The organism is Flavobacterium sp. PLA-DH12 (genome assembly GCF_059511845.1).
On sequence record NZ_JCAMPD010000004.1, the window covers coordinates 26,594 to 48,238 of the forward strand.

Consider the following 21,645-nt stretch of genomic DNA (forward strand, 5'->3'; position numbering starts at 1 on the left):
AGCTAAATTCTTTCGGTTAATACGGAGACGATTTTGTTGTCAGGGAAAAACTCTTTTAAAATTACTTTAATCATTGTAAATGCAGGAATTGCGATAATCATTCCGACAATTCCAAACGTAATACCGCTGATTAATATAACCAAGAATATTTCTAACGGGTGCGAATTTACACTTTTTGACGAAATTATTGGCTGGCTAATATTGTTGTCAATTGCCTGTACCAATAAAAAGCCAATAACGACATAGATTGTTGTTGGCAGAATTTCTGATTGAAAATCCTTTCCAATCATGCTTATCATAGTCAGAATTGCAGCTAAAGTTGTTCCAATAATAGGCCCCAAATAGGGAATTATATTTAAAATGGCACATAAAAAAGCAATTACAAAAGCATTTTTATTTCCGAAGATTAGCAATACAACTAGATAGAGAATGAATACAACAATTAATTGTAGTAATAGACCAATGAAATAGCGAGTTAGCAAATGGTTTATTTTTGTGACTGAATTTAAAATTTTATCTTCATTTGAATCTGGCAATATTCTTCTAGCCTGATCTTTAAAGATATCCTGATCTTTTATGAAAAAGAAAGTAATAAAAAATACAGATACCAATCCCATTCCCATATCGGCCATAAAGTTGATTATAGTGTTGATGAATCCTGTAAAATAACTGAAATCTAAGAATGAAATAAGTTTAGAATCTTTTATAACTTTATTCAAATCTATATGCGGAATATTAAAGTATTTTTCAAGACTGTTTTCTGTTTCTATAAATTGAGCCTGTAGATGTGCTGTATCAAGAAGTGCCAGATTATTTGCTTGAGAAATAATTAAAGGAACAAACAATAAAATAAAGCCCACAATTAGAAAAATGAAAAAGATAATTGTCGTTGTAGCGGCAATCGAATTGCTGAATTTTAATTTGTTCTTTAAAAACAACACCATCGGATTGGCAATCAAACACAATATTAGCGAAATGCACAAATAGACAATTACAGTTTGAATTTCATATAAAAAATATAAGACGATGCCAATTATTAAAATTGTAGCTAAGGCTCTTAATATTCCATTAGAAATAGTTTTTGATGTGATCATGCTTAAAATTTAGACTATAAATATAGGAAAAAGCATTCTAAAATTTATGGATAAACAAAAAAAGCGAGATGATTCATCTCGCTTTATTGATATTTTTAGTTTCAGCTTATTGTGCAAAAGCGGCTCTTGCTCCTCCAGTTGTAAAAATAGCCGAAATTCTATTTTTCTGTCCTGTTGAGAACATGTACATTGCTGCATCATCAACATAATCCATGTAGTTCATTGTCATTTCTACAGGAGTACCTGTACAAGTGCTGTAATGAGGGTAAGCAGGAACTCCGTAGTTTGCTGTGTTATGAGTAGGAGTATCAGAAACAAGATCGCTTCCGCAAGTTGCATCTCCCCAAATGTGACGTAAGTTCATCCAGTGACCAACTTCGTGTGTAGCTGTTCTTCCTAAGTTATATGGAGCATTTGCAGAACCAGATAATCCGAAGTATTTAGGATCAATTACCACTCCGTCAGTAGCAGAAGCGCCACCAGGGAATTGTGCATAACCTAAAATTCCGCCCCCAATAACACATGACCATAAGTTTAATTTTGTAGTTGGAGAAGTAGGAGCAATTCCGCCCTGAGCTGTTTTCTTCATAGCGTCATTTGTTCCCCAAGAAGTTTTAGTTGTCGATTTTCTGATAACCTGATCTAAAACAAAAGTAATTCCGATGTTAGCTTTTACTCCTGAGAATAATGCTGGTACATTATTGTAATCGGAGTTTAAAGCATTAAAATCTTTGTTTAAAACATCAATTTGTGATTGAATTTGTGCATCTGAAATGTTTTGTGCAGCAGTTTTGTATAAAACGTTTACTACAACTGGAATTTCAATTTTTCCATTTACCAAACGACCAGTAAAATTTGAACCTGCGTGTTGTGCGGTAAAAGTCTCGATTTCGTTCATTCTAATTGCCAACATAGGATCGGCTTTCAATTGAGCTTCTAAAACTTCTTGTGTTGCACAGCCTCTTCTTGCAGGAACACTTGCATCTGCATTGGCAGAATCAGATTGTTCATTTTGACATGCAAACAGCATTAATGCTGCAAATGTGGTAATAATAACTTTTTTCATAATAATTTGAGTTTTTGTTATAAAAATGTTGATTAGTTAAACATTGCAGCAATTTTATAACAAAAAATTATTGTGGAAAAATATTACAAAGAATATTTTGTCAGAAATTTTACAAAGCCTTACAGGTGCTGATTCCTACAAAAAATGAAATAAAAATATTAATAAGTTTTTTCTTTCTTTTATGTTTTTTGAATGTGTTTTGTCTTGATTATCTGTACTTTATCGATAATTTAAAACGGTTAAATTGATGCAAAAATGAAACAAAATACTTGAAGAATGATTTTTTACAGAGATGTAATTTCATAAAGTGCAATACTCGCAGCCTGCACCACATTCATACTGCTGTTTTTGCCAAACATATTGATATGCACGATTTGATTAGAAAGTTTAAGAAGTTCTTCAGATATTCCGTTAATTTCACTTCCAATCAAAAGTGCAATTTTTTTGTTATCAGGAATCGTAACTTCTTTCAAAGGTTTACTGTTTGAAGTTATTTCTAAAGCAATAATTTCAAAGTCATTGACAGTTAAAAAGGAGTAAATCTCATTGTAGTCTTCTATTACAGAATGCGAAACATGAAGATGTGTGCTTCTAGAAGTTTTGTTGATTTTGCGAGGTGTAAGCGGAATATCTTTTCCAAAAAAAATGATGTTTTCAACTCCGAAAGCTTCAGAAATTCTGAATAAAGAACCAATATTCTGCTGAAAATAAATATGATCACATATCAAAGTAATGGGAAATGTTTTTCTTTCAAATTGATTTTCTTCGTGAGTAAGCTGCACTTTCTAAAATTTAATTGGTAAAAATATAATTGATAATGTTTGCGCCCATTTTTAGGGCTTTGTCTCTTACGTTTGCCGGATCGTCATGAACTTCGAGATCTTCCCAGCCATCGCCCAAATCACATTCATAAGTATAAAGTAGAACCAATTTATTGTCTATAAAAATGCCAAATGCCTGCGGACGCGTTCCGTCATGTTCATGAATTTTTGGCAATCCGTTTGGGAAAGGAAACGGTTTTTGAAAAATAGGATGATTCGCAGGAAGCTCTATTAAATTATTATTTGGAAATATCTTTTTGATTTCTTTTCGAATGTATTGATCCATTCCGTAATTGTCATCAATATGCAGAAAACCGCCGGCTGTAAGATAGTTTCTTAAGTTGGCTACGTCAGAATCGCTAAAAACAACATTTCCGTGACCTGTCATGTGCACAAAAGGATACGAAAACAAATCTGGATTACTTGGTTCTACAGTCGAAGGTTTGCTTTTAATACGAGTATTTATATTGGCATTACAAAAACTAATTAGATTAGGCAAAGAAGTTGGATTTGCATACCAATCGCCACCACCGCTGTATTTTAGCAAAGCAATTTCTTGAGAAAAAGAAGAGATTGAAATTAGTAAAAATAGATAGAATATTTTTTTCATTCTTTTAGATCTTTATTTGTCATTTCGCCGAAGGAGAAATCTCCACAAGCAACTCTACAAAGTTTGGCTTTTCGTTGCGGAGCTTCTCGCAGAGATTTCTCCTTCGTCGAAATGACAATATTGAGTTGATTTGTTCTCTTGAAATGATAAATTTAATTGTCCTTACATTTATTTATTCATTAAAAAAAACAACACTATGACAAGCTACAACAGCAGCTGTTTCTGTTCTTAAACGGGTATTTCCTAAAGTTACAGGTTTGTAATTATTTTCTAATGCCAACGCAATTTCTTTTTCGGAAAAATCGCCTTCCGGTCCAATTAAAATGGTAACATCTTCATTTGGTTTTAGAACTTCTTTTAGCGATTTTTTGTCTGTTTCTTCGCAATGTGCAATTAGCTGTAAGCCATTTTGTTTTTGCTTAATGAACTCTTTAAACGAAATAGCTTCATTTAATTTTGGAAGAAAAGTTTCGTTGCACTGTTTCATTGCCGAAAGAATGATTTTTTCAAAACGATCACGATTAATCACTTTTCGTTCAGAACGATCGCAGAAAATTGGCGTGATTTCCTGAATTCCAATTTCGGTTGCTTTTTCCAAGAACCATTCAAAACGATCATTCATTTTAGTTGGCGCAACGGCCAAATGCAAATGAAACTTTGGTTTTTCAGCGTTCGTAATGTTGAGAACTTCAACAATACATTTATTATCTGAAGCCAAAGTAATCTGAGTTTCAAACAATAATCCAGAACCATTTGTAACATGCAAAATATCGGCATCTTTTTTTCTAAGGACTTTTATAATATGACGGCTTTCTTCTTTGTCAAAAGAAAAACTTTCGGTTGTTTCGTCTATATTCGGATTAAAAAATAACTGCATGATTTAAAATTGGATTCTTGCTTTAGAAACCACAGCAGAAGTTTCAAAACGATTAGATAAGTATTTTTGGTAACCTACAATTCCAATCATTGCAGCATTATCGGTTGTGTACTCAAATTTCGGAATAAAAGTTTTCCAGCCATATTTGCTTTCGGTTTCTTTTAATGTATTTCTAATTCCAGAATTTGCCGAAACTCCTCCGCCAATTGCAATTTGTGTAATTCCAGTTTCTTTTACAGCCAATTTAATTTTATCCATCAAAATTTCGATAATGGTATGCTGGATAGAAGCACAAATATCATTGAGATTTTCTTCAATAAAATTCGGATTCTGCTGTTTGTTTTTTTGAATGAAATATAGAATAGCCGTTTTTAGTCCAGAGAAACTAAAATCTAATCCCGGAACTTTCGGTTTTGTAAAAGGAAACGCTTTCGGATTTCCTTCCTTCGCATATTTATCAATCAAAGGTCCACCAGGATAAGGAAGTCCAAGAATTTTGGCACTTTTATCAAAAGCTTCGCCGACAGCATCATCGGTCGTTTCTCCGATAATTTCCATATCAAAAAAACTATTCACTTTTACAATTTGCGTATGTCCGCCACTTATCGTTAAAGCTAAAAAAGGAAATTCTGGTTTGTCATAACCTTCTTCGTCAATAAAATGAGCCAATATATGAGCATGCATGTGATTTACAGCAATTAACGGAATATTTAAGGCTAATGATAATGATTTGCTGAAAGAAGTTCCCACCAATAATGACCCCATTAGACCTGGACCTTGTGTAAATGCGATTGCGCTTAACTGTTCTTTTTGTACATTTGCTTTACGAAGTGCAGCATCGATCACAGGGACAATATTCTGCTGATGTGCTCGGGAAGCCAATTCAGGAACAACACCTCCGTATTGATTATGAATTAATTGATTGGCAACAACATTTGACAATACTTTGTCGTTATGTAAAACCGCGGCAGCAGTATCATCGCATGAACTTTCGATGGCTAGAATAAAAACCTCTGGATTTTGCATATAAAGGCACAAATTTTGAATTATATTTGACAAATCAAATGATTATATTTCTTTGATTTAAGCAGTGCCCCAAAATTAAAGAATTTTTATCAAAAACAGCCGCTCTTTGTCTGTTCAAAATAAATTATAGAAAAACTAAAATTAAAGAAGCTATCAAAAAAGTAAAGAAAATAATATCAAGAATCCTAATGGGGTTGATTTTACTTTTGTTAGCGCTCGCTATCATACTATCTCTTCCTGTCGTTCAGACACAGATTGCTAATTACGTTACCAACTCATTAAACGAAGATTACAAGGTTAATATTAATGTTGAAAAAACGGCGATTAATATTTTTGGCGGAGTAAAATTGAAGAATGTGACGATTTTAGATCATCATAAAAAAACGATGATTTATTCGGATATCATTACGACTGATATTGCCAGTTTCAGTAGATTGTTGGACGGAGATTTAATTTTTGGAGATTTACGCCTTACAGGTTTAATCTTTAATCTGAAAACGTACAAAGGCGAAGATGAAAATAATATTAATAAGTTCATTCAAGCTTTTGAGGTAGAAAATACGCCAAAGAAAAAATCAACAAAACATTTTCTTTTAACGGCTAAAAACGCGTACATAGAAAAAGGTAGATTTTCTGTTGTTGATGAAAATAAAACGATTCCTAAATTTCTAGATTTCACAAAACTAAATGCTTATATCAGTGAGTTCAAATTATACGGACCAGATGTGAATACAAACATTCACAGATTTTCATTCATGGATCACCGTGGTTTGTATGTTTCTAATTTTGCTGGAAAATTTAGTTATACCAAAAAACAGATTAAAGTTGAAAATCTGGCTATTAAAACCAAAAGATCTTCAATTTATGGTGTTGCAATCTTAAATTATAAACCATCAGATTTTCTTGACTTTACAGATAAAGTTCGATTTGATGTTTTGATAGATTCTTCTTCTATTGCAACCAACGATATTCGTCATTTTTATGATGGTCTGGGTAAAAATCAGCATTTTAAATTGAAAACCAAATTAGATGGTCCGTTAAACAATATGACGCTTACAGGATTGAGGCTAAGCGATACAAATGGATCAAAAATTAATGGAACAATCAATTTCAGAAATCTTTTGGGTAGTAAAACGCAGAAGTTTTCTATGGATGGAAAGTTTAGCAAACTACTTTCCAGCTATGATGATTTGGTGGTTTTGCTTCCTGGAGTTTTAGGAAAAAGACTTCCTACGGAAATGAAGCGAATTGGTAAGTTTAATATTGTCGGAAAAGCAAAAGTTTCAACCACAGCATTGGAAACTGATTTCAAAATTGCCACTGATTTAGGAAATGGACAAGTGGATCTTCATATGAATAATATGGATTTTATTGACCGAGCATCGTATTCGGGAAATATTATTTTAAATAATTTTGATGTTGGTGCTGTTTTAAATCGAAAAGATATTGGCAAAACAACGTTGAATCTTGATGTTGACGGAGTTGGTTTTACTGAAAAATATTTGAATACGGTTATTAAAGGAGATATTGCAAAACTGGATTACAATAAATACACTTATAATAATATTGTAGTCAATGGAAATTTTAAACTTCCATATTATAAAGGACAAATTGCGATAAATGATCCGAACTTAAATTTGAGTTTTGATGGATTGCTTGATTTGAGTAAAAGAGAAAATCGTTATGATTTTCATATTAATGTTGAAAATTCAGATTTGCGAAAACTTAAATTCGTGGGCGATTCGATTTCACATTTTAAAGGAGATGTTGTGGTTCAGCTGTCTGGGAATTCTATTGAAAATCTGCAAGGAGACATTTTTATTAATGATGCAGAATATCAGAATCCAAAAGCGACTTATGTTTTTGATCAAGTAAATTTGAACTCCAGTTTCGATGCAGATCGTTTGAGAACAATAACTATTAGCTCGAATGATGTTGTTGACGGGAAAATCGTGGGTAAATTTAGATTTGACCAATTGGATAAATTGGTTATGAATTCTGTGGGAAGCTTATATACCAATTATAAGCCCTATAAGTTGAAAAAAGGGCAATTTTTAACCTTTAATTTCCGCGTTTACGACAAAGTAGTCGAAATGCTTTATCCAGAAATAAATATTGATTCATCTACAGTTGTACGAGGAAAAATAGATTCTGATTTACAGGAATTTAAATTCCGTTTTAGATCGAAAAAAATTACAGCAGACAAAAATACATTTGATAATATTCGCATCAATATTGATAATAAAAACCCGCTTTATAATGCTTATGTCGAATTAGATAGTATAAAAACACCTTATTATAAAATACGTGATTTTAACTTGATTAACGTTACAGCAAATGACACGCTTTTTGTTCGTTCTGAGTTTAAAGGTGGAGATAAAGGAGAAGATTATTTTAATCTAGATTTATATCATACGATAGACAAGAGTAAAAATAATATTGTCGGAATCAAGAAATCGGAAATGAAGTTTAAGGACTATATCTGGTACTTAAACGAAGATGCTGAAAAAGATAATCAGATTATTTTTGATCAGTTCTTTAAAAATTTCACGTTTGATAATATTGTTTTATCTCATGAAAATCAGAAAATTGATTTAAACGGAGTTATAAAAGGAACAGATTATAAAGATCTCGAACTGACTTTTGAAGATGTTGATATTAATAAAATAACCCCCGTCAATTCTAAGTTTGTATTTAATGGTAATTTGAATGGAAATGTCAATTATAAGCAGAATAAAAATATTTATCAGCCCACAGCATCCATAAAGATTGATCATCTTGTGATGAACAAGACAGAACTTGGTACGCTTAATTTTGATATTTCTGGTGATGAATCTTTTAAGAAATTCACCGTTAATTCATCGATTCAAAATGGTTTTACAGAATCATTTAGAGCAAACGGAACTTTTGCTGTAGAGAATAAAGAAACCATTTTAGATATGAGCCTAAAACTAGAAGGTTTCAATCTTGCTACTTTAGGAACTATAGGAGGTGATGTTTTGTCTAATGTTCGCGGTTCTGTTTCTGGAAATGCTGCTGTTGTTGGTAATTTGAAAAAGCCAGAAATCAACGGGCGTTTGTATGTTGAAAAGGCAGGAATGACGATTCCGTATCTTAATACCGATTATGAATTAAGTGATAGAACAGTTATTGATTTGACTAATGAAAAATTCCTCTTTAGAAATAATCAGTTAACAGATACTAAATATGGCACAAAAGGTCTGTTGAATGGAAGTATCGAACATAATAATTTTGGTGATTGGAAATTAGATTTAAATATTACTTCTAAACGTTTAGTGGCGCTGGATACAAAAGATAGTGATGATGCAGCTTATTTCGGAACAGCATTCATAAACGGAACGGCCAGTATAAAAGGTCCTGTAGAGGGATTATTTATTAAGGTAGATGCAAAATCTGAAAAAGGTACCGAAGTTAAGATTCCAATTAATAATACACAAAGTGTTGGTGAAAGCAGCTGGATTCATTTTGTAACGCCAAAAGAAAAATATAATCTAGAGAACGGAATTGTCGAAAAAACAAGAGATTATAACGGACTTGAACTAGAATTTGATTTTGATATTACGCCAGATGCGGAAGTAGAAGTTATATTAGATCGAAATTCGGGACATGGTATGAAAGGAAGAGGATATGGATCGCTTTTATTTAAAATCAATACGTTAGGTAAATTTAATATGTGGGGGGATTTCCAGGCATACGAAGGAACTTATAATTTTAAATACGGTGGTCTTATCGATAAAAAGTTTACGGTTAAAAAAGGAGGTTCGATTATTTGGGAAGGAAACCCGATGCGTGCTCAGCTGAATTTAGAAGCAGTTTATAAAACTCAGGCCAATCCGGCTGTTCTTTTAGATAATACGTCTTCATTCAATAAAAAAGTTCCAGTAGAAGTTGTAATTGGATTAAGAGGAGATTTGGCGAGTCCAGAACCTAATTTTGATATCCAATTCCCATCGGTAAGTAATGTTTTAAAATCTGAGATACAATATAAGTTAGACGATAAAGATATTCGTCAGACACAAGCACTTTATTTATTATCGACTGGTTCGTTTATGAGTACCGACGGATTTAGCCAAGGAGATTTTTCTGGAACATTGACAGAAACAGCTTCGAGTTTATTGGGGGGCATTATTAAGTCGGATAACGATAAAGTAAATATCGATTTAAATTATATCGCTGCAGACAGAAGAACAGGGCAGGAAGTAGATGGACAGTTTGTGGCTAATATATCTTCTCAGATTAATGAAAGAATCACGATCAACGGAAAATTAGGAGTTCCTGTTGGAGGTGTTAACGAATCTGCAATTGTTGGAGATATCGAAATTCTATATCGTGTAAATGAAGATGGTACAATGAACCTTCGTTTGTTTAATAAAGAAAATGATATTAATTATATAGGACAGGGAATTGGTTATACGCAAGGTGTCGGTATTTCTTACGAAGTAGATTTTGATACCTTTAGTGAGCTTGTAAACAAGCTGTTTAAAAACCATAAAATTGAAAAAGCGGTAAAAAATTCTTCTCATGATGAACTTCAGGATTCCTATCTTCCTGATTATATGAATTTCTCTAGTAAGAAAGATTCAGATAAAAACAAGAAGAAAGCCAAAGAAGAGGAGGAGAAAAAGAAAAAAGAAGAAGAAAAGAAGAAAAAAGAACAGGAACATACACCAAGCAATAATCAAGGACTAATTCCAGACAACGATTATTAACACTTTGTTAAAAATAGCCTTTTATAAAACCATTATTCTCATAATGGTTTTTTTTGTGCTAAATTTAGGCACTCTTTTAAAATTTTCCATGTGAGCGGGAAATTCTATTTTTATAACACTTCATTAGGGTATTGTTAATTTTGACGATTTAATTAAAAAAATAGCGTTTTATTATTTTTAATGAAATTTTTTCCTAGAAAAAACTTATTAACGAAAACGTTTGAATTTAACAGATTTTATTAATTTATGATAATCGTAACCCGAAAAGTGCTGAATGTTTGCTAATTTTACACTTTAATACTTAAATAATGCCAAAAACAATAAAAAAAGTAGGTGTTCTTACCTCAGGAGGAGATTCACCTGGAATGAATGCTGCAATACGATCAGTTGTTCGAACTTGCGCATACCATAATATAGAATGCATCGGAATTTATAGAGGGTATCAAGGAATGATTGAAGGAGACTTCAAAGAAATGGGACCACGAAGCGTAAATAATATTGTAAACAAAGGTGGAACGATCTTAAAATCGGCTCGTTCAGTTGAGTTTAGAACCCCTGAAGGTAGAAAAAAAGCACACGAGAATCTTGTTAAGGCTGGTGTAGATGCTTTGGTTGTTATTGGTGGTGACGGAAGTTTCACAGGAGGATTAATTTTTAATGCAGAATTTGGTTTCCCTGTAATGGGAATTCCAGGTACAATTGATAATGATATTTTTGGTACAAGTTTTACTTTAGGGTATGATACCGCTTTAAATACTGTTGTAGACTGTATCGATAAAATTAGAGATACAGCAAGTTCTCATAACCGTCTTTTCTTTGTAGAGGTTATGGGGAGAGATGCTGGTCACATTGCTCTTAATGCAGGTATTGGTGCAGGAGCAGAAGAAATCCTTATTCCTGAAGAAGATTTAGGTTTAGATCGTCTTTTAGATTCACTTCAAAAAAGTAAAGCATCAGGAAAATCATCTAGTATAGTTGTAATTGCAGAGGGGGATAAAATTGGTAAAAATGTTTTCGAATTAAAAGATTACGTTGAAGCTAACTTGCCTGAGTACGATGTAAGAGTTTCTGTTTTAGGACACATGCAGCGTGGTGGTTCTCCGTCTTGTTTTGACCGTGTTTTGGCAAGCCGTCTAGGAGTTAAAGCAGTTGAATCTTTAATTGAAGGAAAATCAAATTATATGGTTGGACTTCGTGAAGATAAAGTGATCTTAACGCCATTGGAGCAGGCTATCAAAGGAAAATCAGAAATTGATAGAGAATTATTAAGAGTGTCAGACATTATGTCTACATAATCAATATAAAAAGTTTAAAAAGAAGAGAAGTTTATTGTGAGGAAATTAGACTTTGAAATAGTGTAATAAAAACAAAAGCAAAAAATTTAGTAAAATGTCAAAAGTAAAATTAGGAATAAACGGATTTGGACGTATCGGAAGAATCGTTTTTAGAGAGTCTTTCAATAGAGATAATGTAGAAGTTGTTGCAATCAACGACTTGTTAGACGTAGACCACTTAGCTTATTTATTAAAATATGATTCAGTTCACGGTCGTTTCAACGGAACTGTAGAAGTTAAAGAAGGAAAATTATATGTAAACGGAAGAAATATCCGTATCACTGCAGAAAGAAATCCAGCTGACTTAAAATGGAACGAAGTTGATGTAGATGTAGTAGCTGAATGTACTGGTATCTTCACAACTATCGAAACTGCAAGTGAGCACTTAAAAGGTGGTGCTAAGAAAGTTATCATTTCTGCTCCTTCTGCTGATGCTCCAATGTTTGTAATGGGAGTGAACCACGAAACTGCAAAAGCTTCTGATTTAGTTGTTTCTAACGCTTCTTGTACTACAAACTGTTTAGCTCCTTTAGCTAAAGTTATCCACGATAATTTCGAAATCGTTGAAGGTTTAATGACTACTGTTCACGCAACTACTTCAACTCAAATGACAGCTGACGGACCTTCTAGAAAAGACTGGAGAGGTGGACGTGCTGCTGCAATCAATATCATTCCTTCTTCAACAGGTGCTGCTAAAGCGGTTGGAAAAGTAATCCCATCTTTAAATGGAAAATTAACTGGAATGTCTTTCCGTGTACCTACTGCTGACGTTTCTGTTGTAGATTTAACTGTAAAAGTAGCTAAAGAAACTACTTACGAAGAAATCTTAGCTGTATTGAAAAAAGCTTCAGAAAACGAAATGAAAGGTATTTTAGGATACACTGAAGATGCTGTTGTATCTCAAGATTTTATCTCAGACAAAAGAACTTCTATCGTTGATGCTGGTGCGGGAATCGGATTAAACTCTACTTTCTTCAAATTAGTATCTTGGTATGACAATGAGTACGGATACTCAAGCAAATTAATCGATTTATCTGTACATATTGCAGGTTTAAAATAATAATATATATTTTTGCAAAATCCCGTTACTTTACAATAACGGGATTTTCTTATTTTGTTACTTCTATGATTAATGTAAATATCACACTTTTAAATTAAAAAATAGAAAAACCTAATTCCAAAAACGAAACAAATGAAATTAATAGTTGACAGTGGATCTACTAAAGCCGATTGGATTGCGATAGATGATAATGGAAAAGTATTATTCACAACACAAACTTTAGGATTAAATCCTGAAATTCTAGACGAGCCAGAAATTATCGAAAGATTAAATGACCGTTTTGATATCTTACAAAATAAAAAAAATGCTACACATTTATTCTTTTATGGTGCCGGCTGTGGTACAGACAGAATGAAAGAGTGGCTGAAAAGAATTTTTCAAGAATATTTTTCTAACGCAATTGTAGACGTTCAGGAAGATACTTACGCTGCTGTTTATGCGACAACTCCAAAAGGAGAAGAAGCGATTGTTTCTATCTTAGGAACAGGTTCTAACTGCAGTTATTTTGATGGAAAAGTATTGCATCAAAAAGTTCAATCGTTAGGTTATATCGTGATGGATGATTGTAGCGGTAACGTTTTTGGAAAAGAATTAATTAGAAAATACTATTTTAATAAAATGCCTAAAGAATTGGCTGTTGAGCTTGAAAAAGAGTACGACGTTGATCCAGATTTTATTAAAAATAAATTATACAAAGAACCAAATCCGAATGCTTATTTAGCTACTTATGCTAAATTCTTGATCAAGCATAAAGATACAGAGTTCTGCAGAAAAATTATCTTCAAAGGAATGAAGTCTTTCGTTAAGAATTACATCAAACAATTTGATAACTGCAAAGAAGTTCCAGTACATTTTGTTGGTTCTATTGCATTCTATTTGAAAGATGAATTACAAGAGACATTTAATAAATATGAACTTCAATTAGGTAATGTTTTAAGAAGACCTATTGATGGACTAATTGCTTACCATGTCGCTAATCAATAGTTCTGGTTTTATGGAAATTGCCATTATTGCTCATGATGGAAAAAAAGCGGATTTAATTGATTTCTTAATCAAAAATGAAGCTGTTTTGCACAATGAAAAAATAAGATTAATTGGTACAGGAACTACGGGAGGAAAAGCGGAAGCTGCGGGGTTTAAAACCCAAAGAATGCTATCTGGTCCTCTTGGAGGTGATGCGCAAATTGCAGGAAGAGTTGCGGAAGGAATTACGCAAATGGTGTTCTTTTTTAAAGACCCATTATCAAGCCATCCGCACGAAGCTGATATTAATATGCTAATTCGTGTTTGCGATGTGCATAATGTGCCGCTAGCAACCAATGAAGCAACGGCACAATTATTATTAGATGCTATTGCACTGCAATTATAGAAATCTCAACGTTAACATTTTTTGGCAAACAAGCCACTTGAACCGTTTCACGAGCTGGAGCGGTTTTTTCGTTAAAATAAGAACCGTAAACAGTGTTTATTGCTCCAAAGTTGTTCATGTCCATGATAAAAATGGTTGACTTTACAACGTTCTCAAAAGTCATGTTTGCAGCTTCAAGAATAGCGGCAATGTTTTTCATAACTTGATTGGTTTCATCATTAATATTGTCTGTAACCAATTCTCCTGACTCAGGAATGATTGCAATCTGTCCGGAAGCATAAAGTGTGTTTCCAGATAATACAGCTTGATTATAAGGTCCGATTGGCGCCGGAGCTTTTTCGGTGAAAATGATTTTTTTCATAATGAAATTATTTTGATTCGAAAGTAGTTTATCTGTTTGAAACGCTACGCTTGTTCCATTTGATATCGCTAAGCATACCAGATTTAATTCCAATAAAGAAGTTCCAGTTAGAATTTGTTCCTAAAGGCTGCCAGTTAAAAGCCATTCTCCAGCTTAACAAGTCTCTTTCAAAACGGAATTGTGTAAAGGTAACTCCTTTTTGAACAAAATCGTAACCTGTTGAAACTCCCGCTTTCCATTTAGGCGTAAGATCGGTATTAATAGAAACCATGATTGAGTTTCCAGAAATAGTGCTTTCCCTCTTTACGTTTGAGTATGTTAACGAATACGCAAGTGTCATATCCCAAGGGACTTTAGAATTAAAGAATTCTGTAATGACATCATCTTTTTCAGGCTCATTGGCAAACTGGCTATTACGGCTGTCATTTAAGTCTGTATTTGTACCAAATAAATCATCGCTTCGTCCACCATTCCGTTGGCTTTGCGTATTTTTTTCTTTTTCTTTTCCAGTTCCTTTATTCGAGAATGAATAGTTTAAAGTTACGTTTGCACTTGTCATTCTAAACAAACTTCCGCCATTGTCAATGTTGAATTTGTCAATTTTGTTACCTCCGTTGTCAATCGCATATGGATCTAATGTTGCACCAAAATTCATATTCATTTTGTTGTCAAAAAACTGCGTTCCACCGCTAACTAATACAGGCTGCCATCCAAATGTAGATTTTCCGTCAGCATTGAAATTATAGCTTGTGCTGAAGTTTAAGTTGTTTAACAGCATTATTTTTTTAGGTTCTGTTTTTGTGCTGTCACGATCCCTTACCTTGGCTTCAAAAGTGTTGCTTAAAGCAAAACCAACAATGTTAGAGTTGTCTTTTCCTGGAGCTCCATATAATCCGTTTTCGAATCTTGTATACTCAGAAGTAATTCTTCCAGAAGCATCAACAGCATAAGTGTCGTAGTATTTTTCAAAACTTGGCGTATAAGCATATGTTATACTCGGACGCATGACGTGTCGAATAGATTGGATTTTTTTATCGGCTCCAAAATTGAAAGTTCCGTAAATAGTGGTACCTAAATTGGTGCTGAAATTATAAGTTCTAAAAGCATCAAAACCATTTACGGTTTTATTAATGGTTTGTGCAGAAGTAGGATCGTAAACTTTTTGAATGGTTTTATTTACCCATGTTTCTTGATAAGTGGTAGAAGCGCCAGCGCTAAAGTATTTGAAAATCTTAAAGTTAGTGCTCAATGGAATAGTCTGCTGCAATCCTAGCTGTGCATCGTCAAACATTTGAGGCTTAAAAAACAGCGAATCTTTCGTTTTGAAATAGTTTTTACCGCTTACATTATATTGTAAGTTGATGTTTTTGATTAATCCTTTCTTTACGCCATTTTTTCCAACAAAAGGATATACACGGTCAATACTTCCTTGTAAAGACGGAAGTGTCATAATAATGTCTTCTGTCTGCGTATTCTGGCTATGAGTGGCTGATAACGAAATACGTGAACCAGGAATGGTATTAAATGTTTTATTGTATGAAATGGATGAACTTAAAGTGTTGTTTAAGTTTGATCCTATATTGGCTTGGTTAATAGATTGTTTGAAGTACTTACTGCTACCCATGTTGACAGAAGCAGAGAAAGTAGAGTTGGGGTTTGATTTTGTGTCTTTAGAATGTGACCACTGAATATTGTAAATGCTTTGTTTTGAATAATCAGGATAACCACGTTCGCTATTGATTAAGTTCTCAAAACGAATATTCACATTTCCTCTATACTTGTATCGTTTTGCGTATGCCGATTCAAATCGCATGGCGTAACTTCCGTTGGTATAATAATCTCCTAATACGGTTAAATCGTAATTATCACTTAATGCAAAGTAATATCCTCCATTCTGCAATGAAAAACCTCGAGTATTAGAATCGTTATAACTCGGGATAATAATACCCGATACGCTCTTTTCCTGACTCATTGGGAAATAGGCAAAAGGCAGCGCTAGAGGAGTAGGGACATCAGCAATTACCATGTTTGTTAAACCAGTAATTACTTTTTTTCCTGGTATAAATTTAACTTTACTGGTTTGGAAATAGTATTCAGGATGATCTACATCTGTTGAAGTGGTAAAACGTGCTCCTTTTAAAAAGTAAACAGAATCGTTTTCTTTTTTAGTAACTGCGGCTTTAATTTTAAATTCACCTTGTTCTGTTCTGGAATTGTAGATTAAGGCTTTTTTTGTTTTAAAATTAAATCGGATAGAGTCTGGCTGTACCTCGCTCGATCCTTGTTTGAAGTTTGGGTATTGAGTTAAAACGCCAGCAGAATCTTTAATTCTTCCTGCATACACTTCGTCTTTTTCATAATTAAGTACAATGATACCCGATTTTAATTCGACATCTTTGTAGTATAATTCAGCCTCATTATATAAAGTAATCAGCTTTTTTTTCTGGTCAATTTTAGCATAATCTTTTGCTTTATATCTAACTTTTCCGTCCAAAAAAGTCTTTTTCGGTTTAACAGTATCTAGTTTTATGGTGTCTGTAATCGCAACAGTTTCTTTATCTGTTTGTTTTACAGCAGGTAAAGGCTTTTTTTTGTTTTTTATTTCTTGCGAATATAAATTACCACAACCTATAGTTAGGAAAAATGATATTAAAACGATATTAAATAAGTTTGTATGCAAAGGTTTAAATGCTATTTTTGTAAAATTATGGCTTGTTTTTTGACACGTCAAACTTACATATAATTTTTTGGCAAAAATAATCAATTCTAAAAATTATAACAGCTGCGTTTTATTAAAATTAACTTTTAGATTTATGAATGGAATTAACAAATTTAAAGTAATATTTGCTTTATTTCTAATGATATCGTCTTTTTATGCTCATAGTCAGTCAAATGTGTTTAAAGTGACACTTGATGCTGGACATGGAGATCATGACTTTGGAGCTGTTTACAGTGGACGGATTGAAAAAAATATTGCTTTAGCTATTGTTTTGAAAGTAGGAAAGATTTTAGAGCTTAATCCAAATGTTAATGTAATTTACACTCGTAAAACAGATGTTTTTGTTGATTTGGTCGAAAGAGCAAATATTGCAAACAGAGCAAATTCGAATATTTTCGTCTCGATTCACTGTAACGCCAATAAAAATACTGCAGCCGACGGAACCGAAACTTATGTAATGGGACTAAGTAAGGTAGCATCAAACCTTGAAGCTGCCAAAAAAGAGAACTCAGTAATTACATTAGAGAAAGACTACAAACGTAAGTACGAAGGTTACGATCCAAATTCGCCGGAATCAATGATTGGTATGACTTTGATGCAAGAAGAATATTTAGATAACAGTATTACCTTAGCAACTAAAATCGAAGAAAACTTTGAGAAACTAGGGAAAAAACTTCGTCATGGTGGTGTAAAGCAAGCGCCTTTTATGGTACTTCATAAAGCATACATGCCTAGAGTTTTGGTTGAAACAGGCTTTGTTTCGAATCCAACAGAAGGAAATATCTTGAATTCAGAAGAAGGTCAGGATGATATTGCAAAAGCAATTGCAGAAGCTATTTTAAGTTATAAAAGAGAATACTTTGGTTCAGGAACTGAATCAGAGGATAGTCGGCCCATAAGAGATACTACTCCTTCAAAATCTAAAGCAACAACTCCAGTTGCTGTTGCGAAGAATGCTCCAAAAGGAACATTTTTTAAAGTACAGCTTATTGCAAGTATCAAAAAAACACCTTTAGAACCTAAAAACTTTAAAGGACTTAAAAATGTAACAATGGTATACGAAAACAATATTTATAAATATTTCTACGAAGAAACTACAAGTTACGAAACAGCACAGAAATATCTGCAAGAAGCTAAAAGTAAAGGATATGGCGCAGCATTTTTAGTAGCAACTAAAGATGGTGAGAAAATCAGTATTCAGGACGCGATTAAATAATAATCGCAAGTTCGAATATTTATATTAATTTTGTACAAACACTTAGAATTTTGAAACTAACAAGAGAAATTAAAACGGCTATATTAGTCATCGGATCCATTCTACTATTTATTTGGGGATATAGTTTTTTAAAGGGAAGAGACCTTTTTACTAATTATACAATATTATATGCTGAATATGATAATGTTGAAGATTTATCACCATCTGCACCAGTAACAATTAACGGACTTGCGATTGGTAAAGTAAATAAAATTACAATTGATGAAATTACAGGAAAACTATTAGTGGAGCTTCAGCTTAAAACAGATTTTCCGATTACTAAAAGCAGTACAGCTTCTATTTATTCTCCAAGTTTAATTGGTGGGAAACAAATTAAAATTATTCCAAATTTTGCCGATAAAGAATTAGCTGAAGACGGGCAGAAATTGACTTCAACAGTTGAATTAGGATTAACAGAATCTTTAGGAGGAAAAATTGAGCCAATTCAGCAAAAGCTTGAGAAAATGCTTTTGAATATTGATGTTTTAGTTAGTGGATTAAATAATACTTTAGACAAAAACACTCAAGAAAACCTAAAGAAGACTATTGCGGAATTAAGCCAAACAATGTCGCAGTTTCATAAAGCTTCAGGCAGTATTAATAATATTTTGGATACTAATAAAGGACAGATTAATGGAGCGGTTTCAAACTTCAATAAAATGTCTAGTAATTTCAATAAAATTTCAGATTCGTTAAATAAAGCAGATTTAGGCAAAACAGTTCGTAACTTGAACCAGACTTTAGCTAAAGTAGATGCTTTAATGGCTAATTTGAATTCTGGAAAAGGAACAGCAGGTAAGTTGTTGAACGATGATGCATTGTATAATAACTTGGCAAAAACTTCAAAAGAGCTTGAATTGTTATTGCAAGATGTTCGCCTTTACCCAACTCGTTATGTAAATGTTTCTCTTTTTGGAAAGAAAAATAAGCCATACGTAGCACCAACAGAAGAAACAAACTCAACTGATAAAAAATAAGTATAAATGAGTTATTTAGATAATATTTTATTCGCAGTACTTCTTATAGTAGGTTTCGGTTTTTTTGCAGCGAGCGTAAAAAAAATCATCCGAAATATTAATTTGGGAGTCGATGTAGATCGAAAAGATAATCCTAAAGCTCGTTGGAAAAACATGGCATTGATTGCTCTAGGGCAATCAAAAATGGTGAGACGCCCTGTTGCAGGAATCCTTCATATCATTGTATATGTAGGTTTCGTAATTATTAATATCGAATTACTTGAAATCATCGTTGATGGTTTATTTGGTACTCATAGAATATTTGCGCCTTATTTAGGTGTAGTTTATGATGTTCTAATTGCTTCATTTGAAATATTAGCTATACTTGTAATTTTTGCTGTTACGGTATTTTGGCTAAGACGAAACTTTATTCGATTAAAGCGTTTTATACATTCTGATTTAACTGGTTTTCCAAAAAGTGATGCCAATTACATCTTGTATTTTGAAACTGTTTTGATGATTTTGTTTTTATTGATGAATGCTTCCGATTTTCATTTGCAAAATGTTCCAGGAGGATATTCTCATTTCCATAAAGCAGGAAGTTACCCAATAAGTCAGTTTATTGCGCCAATTTTTAATGGTACATCTAATGAAACAGTTGGATTGTTATTTGAAGTTTTCTGGTGGTTGCATATTGCGGGTATTTTAGTTTTTATGAACTATTTATACTTCTCAAAACATTTACATATTCTTTTAGCATTTCCAAATACATATTTTGCGAATTTAAACCCAGAAGGACAATTTGATAATTTAGCTTCGGTTACAAAAGAGGTAAAATTAATGATGGATCCAAACGCTGATCCTTTTGCAGCAGCTCCAGCTGATGAAAATGCGCATCCGGCTAAATTTGGTGCAAGTGATGTTCAGGATTTAAACTGGGTTCAGTTATTAAATGCGTATACGTGTACAGAATGTGGACGTTGTACTTCTTCTTGTCCAGCAAATCAAACTGGTAAAAAATTGTCTCCACGTAAAATTATGATGGATACAAGAGATCGTTTGACAGAAGTTGGTAAAAATATCGATGCCAATAAAGGTGTTTTTGTTCCAGATAACAAAACATTATTAAACGATTATATCACGCCAGAAGAGTTATGGGCTTGTACGTCTTGTAATGCTTGTGTTGAAGAATGTCCTGTAAATATTAGTCCATTATCTATTATTATGGATATGCGTCGTTATTTGGTTATGGAACAAAGTGCCGCTCCAATGTCATTAAACGCGATGATGACTAATATTGAAAATAACGGTGCTCCATGGCAGTATAGCCAGCAAGACCGTTTAAATTGGAAAAACGAGAATTAAGATTTATTGATTAATCGGTTAGTTGTTTAACCGTTTAATCGATTTTAAAATAATATTTCGGTTTTTATAGGATTGTCATTTTGCTTTTAGCGATCAAACAATTTCACGACTAACCGATTAAACAAAAGTGAGAGAAATGTCAGAAAATTTAGTAGTACCAACAATGGCAGAAATGCTTGCCGAAGGAAAACAGCCAGAGGTTTTGTTTTGGGTAGGTTGCGCAGGAAGTTTTGATGATAGAGCAAAAAAAATTACTAAAGCGTTTGTGCGAATTTTAAATCGTACTAATGTTTCTTTTGCAGTTTTAGGTACAGAAGAGAGTTGTACTGGAGATCCTGCAAAAAGAGCTGGAAATGAATTTTTGTTTCAAATGCAGGCCATGATGAATATCGAGGTTTTGAATGCTTATGAAGCTAAAAAGATCGTTACTGCTTGTCCGCACTGTTTTAATACTTTAAAAAATGAATATCCTGAGTTAGGAGGTCACTACGAAGTTATTCATCATACAGAATTTTTGAAATCATTAATTGATGATGGAAGATTGACTGTTGAAGGCGGACAATTTAAAGGAAAGAAAATCACTTTTCATGACCCTTGTTATTTAGGAAGAGCAAATAAAGTGTACGAAGCGCCTAGAGATTTAATTCAGAAATTAGACGTTGAATTAGTCGAAATGAAACGTTCTAAAGCAAACGGTTTATGCTGTGGAGCTGGAGGAGCACAAATGTTTAAAGATGCAGAACCTGGAAACAAAGAAGTAAATGTTCTGCGTACAGAAGATGCATTAGAAGTAAAACCAGATATCATTGCAGCGGGATGCCCATTCTGCAATACGATGTTGACGGACGGAATTAAACATCAAGAAAAAGAAGGACAGGTTAAAGTTCTGGATATCGCTGAGTTAATAGCGAATGCACAGGATTTGTAAAAGAGGTGCTAAGGTTCTAAGATGCTAAGCTACTAAGTTTTGAAACCTGAGGCCTGAAACAAAAACAAACAAAA

Annotated in this window: 17 protein-coding genes; 9 read left to right on the plus strand and 8 right to left on the minus strand. The window is 33.1% G+C overall.

Annotated features, from left to right (window positions below):
- Window positions 1–2 precede the first annotated feature (2 nt).
- The 6 genes from AC5ZCW_RS08895 to tsaD all read right to left on the minus strand — a co-directional run bounded on the left by AC5ZCW_RS08895 (window position 3) and on the right by tsaD (window position 5,494).
- A complete protein-coding gene (locus tag AC5ZCW_RS08895; protein ID WP_281633238.1) occupies window positions 3–1,094 on the minus strand; it encodes an AI-2E family transporter in 1,092 nt (363 codons plus the stop codon).
- A 106-nt stretch (window positions 1,095–1,200) separates the two neighbouring features.
- Window positions 1,201–2,160, minus strand: a complete 960-nt coding sequence (locus tag AC5ZCW_RS08900) for a zinc metalloprotease (protein WP_496119195.1) — start codon at window positions 2,158–2,160, stop codon at window positions 1,201–1,203.
- 284 nt (window positions 2,161–2,444) lie between these two features.
- Window positions 2,445–2,942 carry a TrmH family RNA methyltransferase gene (locus tag AC5ZCW_RS08905; protein WP_496119197.1) on the minus strand — a complete coding sequence of 166 codons (498 nt, stop codon included), beginning with the start codon at window positions 2,940–2,942 and terminating at the stop codon, window positions 2,445–2,447.
- 10 nt (window positions 2,943–2,952) lie between these two features.
- The gene (locus AC5ZCW_RS08910; protein WP_496119199.1) at window positions 2,953–3,591 is read right to left on the minus strand and encodes a DUF4159 domain-containing protein; all 639 of its coding nucleotides are present in this window, start codon (window positions 3,589–3,591) and stop codon (window positions 2,953–2,955) included.
- 172 nt (window positions 3,592–3,763) lie between these two features.
- On the minus strand, window positions 3,764–4,468 hold the full coding sequence (locus tag AC5ZCW_RS08915) for a 16S rRNA (uracil(1498)-N(3))-methyltransferase (protein WP_248727526.1): 705 nt from the start codon (window positions 4,466–4,468) through the stop codon (window positions 3,764–3,766).
- Window positions 4,469–4,471: 3 nt separating this feature from the next.
- Window positions 4,472–5,494: a tRNA (adenosine(37)-N6)-threonylcarbamoyltransferase complex transferase subunit TsaD gene (gene tsaD / locus AC5ZCW_RS08920; protein ID WP_343541875.1), complete on the minus strand. Its 1,023-nt coding sequence runs from the start codon at window positions 5,492–5,494 to the stop codon at window positions 4,472–4,474.
- 188 nt (window positions 5,495–5,682) lie between these two features.
- Here tsaD and AC5ZCW_RS08925 point away from each other — a divergent pair, with 188 nt between their 5' ends.
- The 5 genes from AC5ZCW_RS08925 (at window position 5,683) to AC5ZCW_RS08945 (ending at window position 13,987) form a co-directional block, all read left to right on the plus strand.
- Window positions 5,683–10,224 (plus strand): translocation/assembly module TamB domain-containing protein, encoded by a 4,542-nt coding sequence (locus AC5ZCW_RS08925; protein WP_496119202.1) that lies wholly within the window; start codon window positions 5,683–5,685, stop codon window positions 10,222–10,224.
- 308 nt (window positions 10,225–10,532) lie between these two features.
- On the plus strand, window positions 10,533–11,519 hold the full coding sequence (gene pfkA / locus AC5ZCW_RS08930) for a 6-phosphofructokinase (protein ID WP_281633232.1): 987 nt from the start codon (window positions 10,533–10,535) through the stop codon (window positions 11,517–11,519).
- 94 nt (window positions 11,520–11,613) lie between these two features.
- Window positions 11,614–12,618, plus strand: coding sequence for a type I glyceraldehyde-3-phosphate dehydrogenase (gene gap, locus AC5ZCW_RS08935; protein ID WP_012026555.1), 1,005 nt, complete (start codon window positions 11,614–11,616; stop codon window positions 12,616–12,618).
- Window positions 12,619–12,750: 132 nt separating this feature from the next.
- A complete protein-coding gene (locus AC5ZCW_RS08940) occupies window positions 12,751–13,602 on the plus strand; it encodes an N-acetylglucosamine kinase (protein ID WP_095930500.1) in 852 nt (283 codons plus the stop codon).
- A 10-nt stretch (window positions 13,603–13,612) separates the two neighbouring features.
- Window positions 13,613–13,987: a methylglyoxal synthase gene (locus AC5ZCW_RS08945; RefSeq protein WP_053470300.1), complete on the plus strand. Its 375-nt coding sequence runs from the start codon at window positions 13,613–13,615 to the stop codon at window positions 13,985–13,987.
- Here AC5ZCW_RS08945 and AC5ZCW_RS08950 read toward each other — a convergent pair.
- The gene (locus AC5ZCW_RS08950; RefSeq protein WP_496119206.1) at window positions 13,968–14,348 is read right to left on the minus strand and encodes a RidA family protein; all 381 of its coding nucleotides are present in this window, start codon (window positions 14,346–14,348) and stop codon (window positions 13,968–13,970) included. The two genes, AC5ZCW_RS08945 and AC5ZCW_RS08950, sit on opposite strands and share 20 nt — an antisense overlap.
- Window positions 14,349–14,376: 28 nt before the next feature.
- Window positions 14,377–17,079, minus strand: a complete 2,703-nt coding sequence (locus AC5ZCW_RS08955; RefSeq protein ID WP_496119208.1) for a putative LPS assembly protein LptD — start codon at window positions 17,077–17,079, stop codon at window positions 14,377–14,379.
- An 82-nt stretch (window positions 17,080–17,161) separates the two neighbouring features.
- Here AC5ZCW_RS08955 and AC5ZCW_RS08960 point away from each other — a divergent pair, with 82 nt between their 5' ends.
- The 4 genes from AC5ZCW_RS08960 (at window position 17,162) to AC5ZCW_RS08975 (ending at window position 21,571) form a co-directional block, all read left to right on the plus strand.
- Window positions 17,162–18,283, plus strand: a complete 1,122-nt coding sequence (locus tag AC5ZCW_RS08960; RefSeq protein WP_496119210.1) for an N-acetylmuramoyl-L-alanine amidase family protein — start codon at window positions 17,162–17,164, stop codon at window positions 18,281–18,283.
- A 50-nt stretch (window positions 18,284–18,333) separates the two neighbouring features.
- The gene (locus AC5ZCW_RS08965) at window positions 18,334–19,299 is read left to right on the plus strand and encodes an MlaD family protein (RefSeq protein WP_496119212.1); all 966 of its coding nucleotides are present in this window, start codon (window positions 18,334–18,336) and stop codon (window positions 19,297–19,299) included.
- A gap of 6 nt (window positions 19,300–19,305) precedes the next feature.
- On the plus strand, window positions 19,306–20,643 hold the full coding sequence (locus AC5ZCW_RS08970; RefSeq protein WP_496119214.1) for a 4Fe-4S dicluster domain-containing protein: 1,338 nt from the start codon (window positions 19,306–19,308) through the stop codon (window positions 20,641–20,643).
- A 136-nt stretch (window positions 20,644–20,779) separates the two neighbouring features.
- On the plus strand, window positions 20,780–21,571 hold the full coding sequence (locus AC5ZCW_RS08975) for a (Fe-S)-binding protein (RefSeq protein WP_281633226.1): 792 nt from the start codon (window positions 20,780–20,782) through the stop codon (window positions 21,569–21,571).
- The last annotated feature ends 74 nt before the right edge of the window (window positions 21,572–21,645 follow it).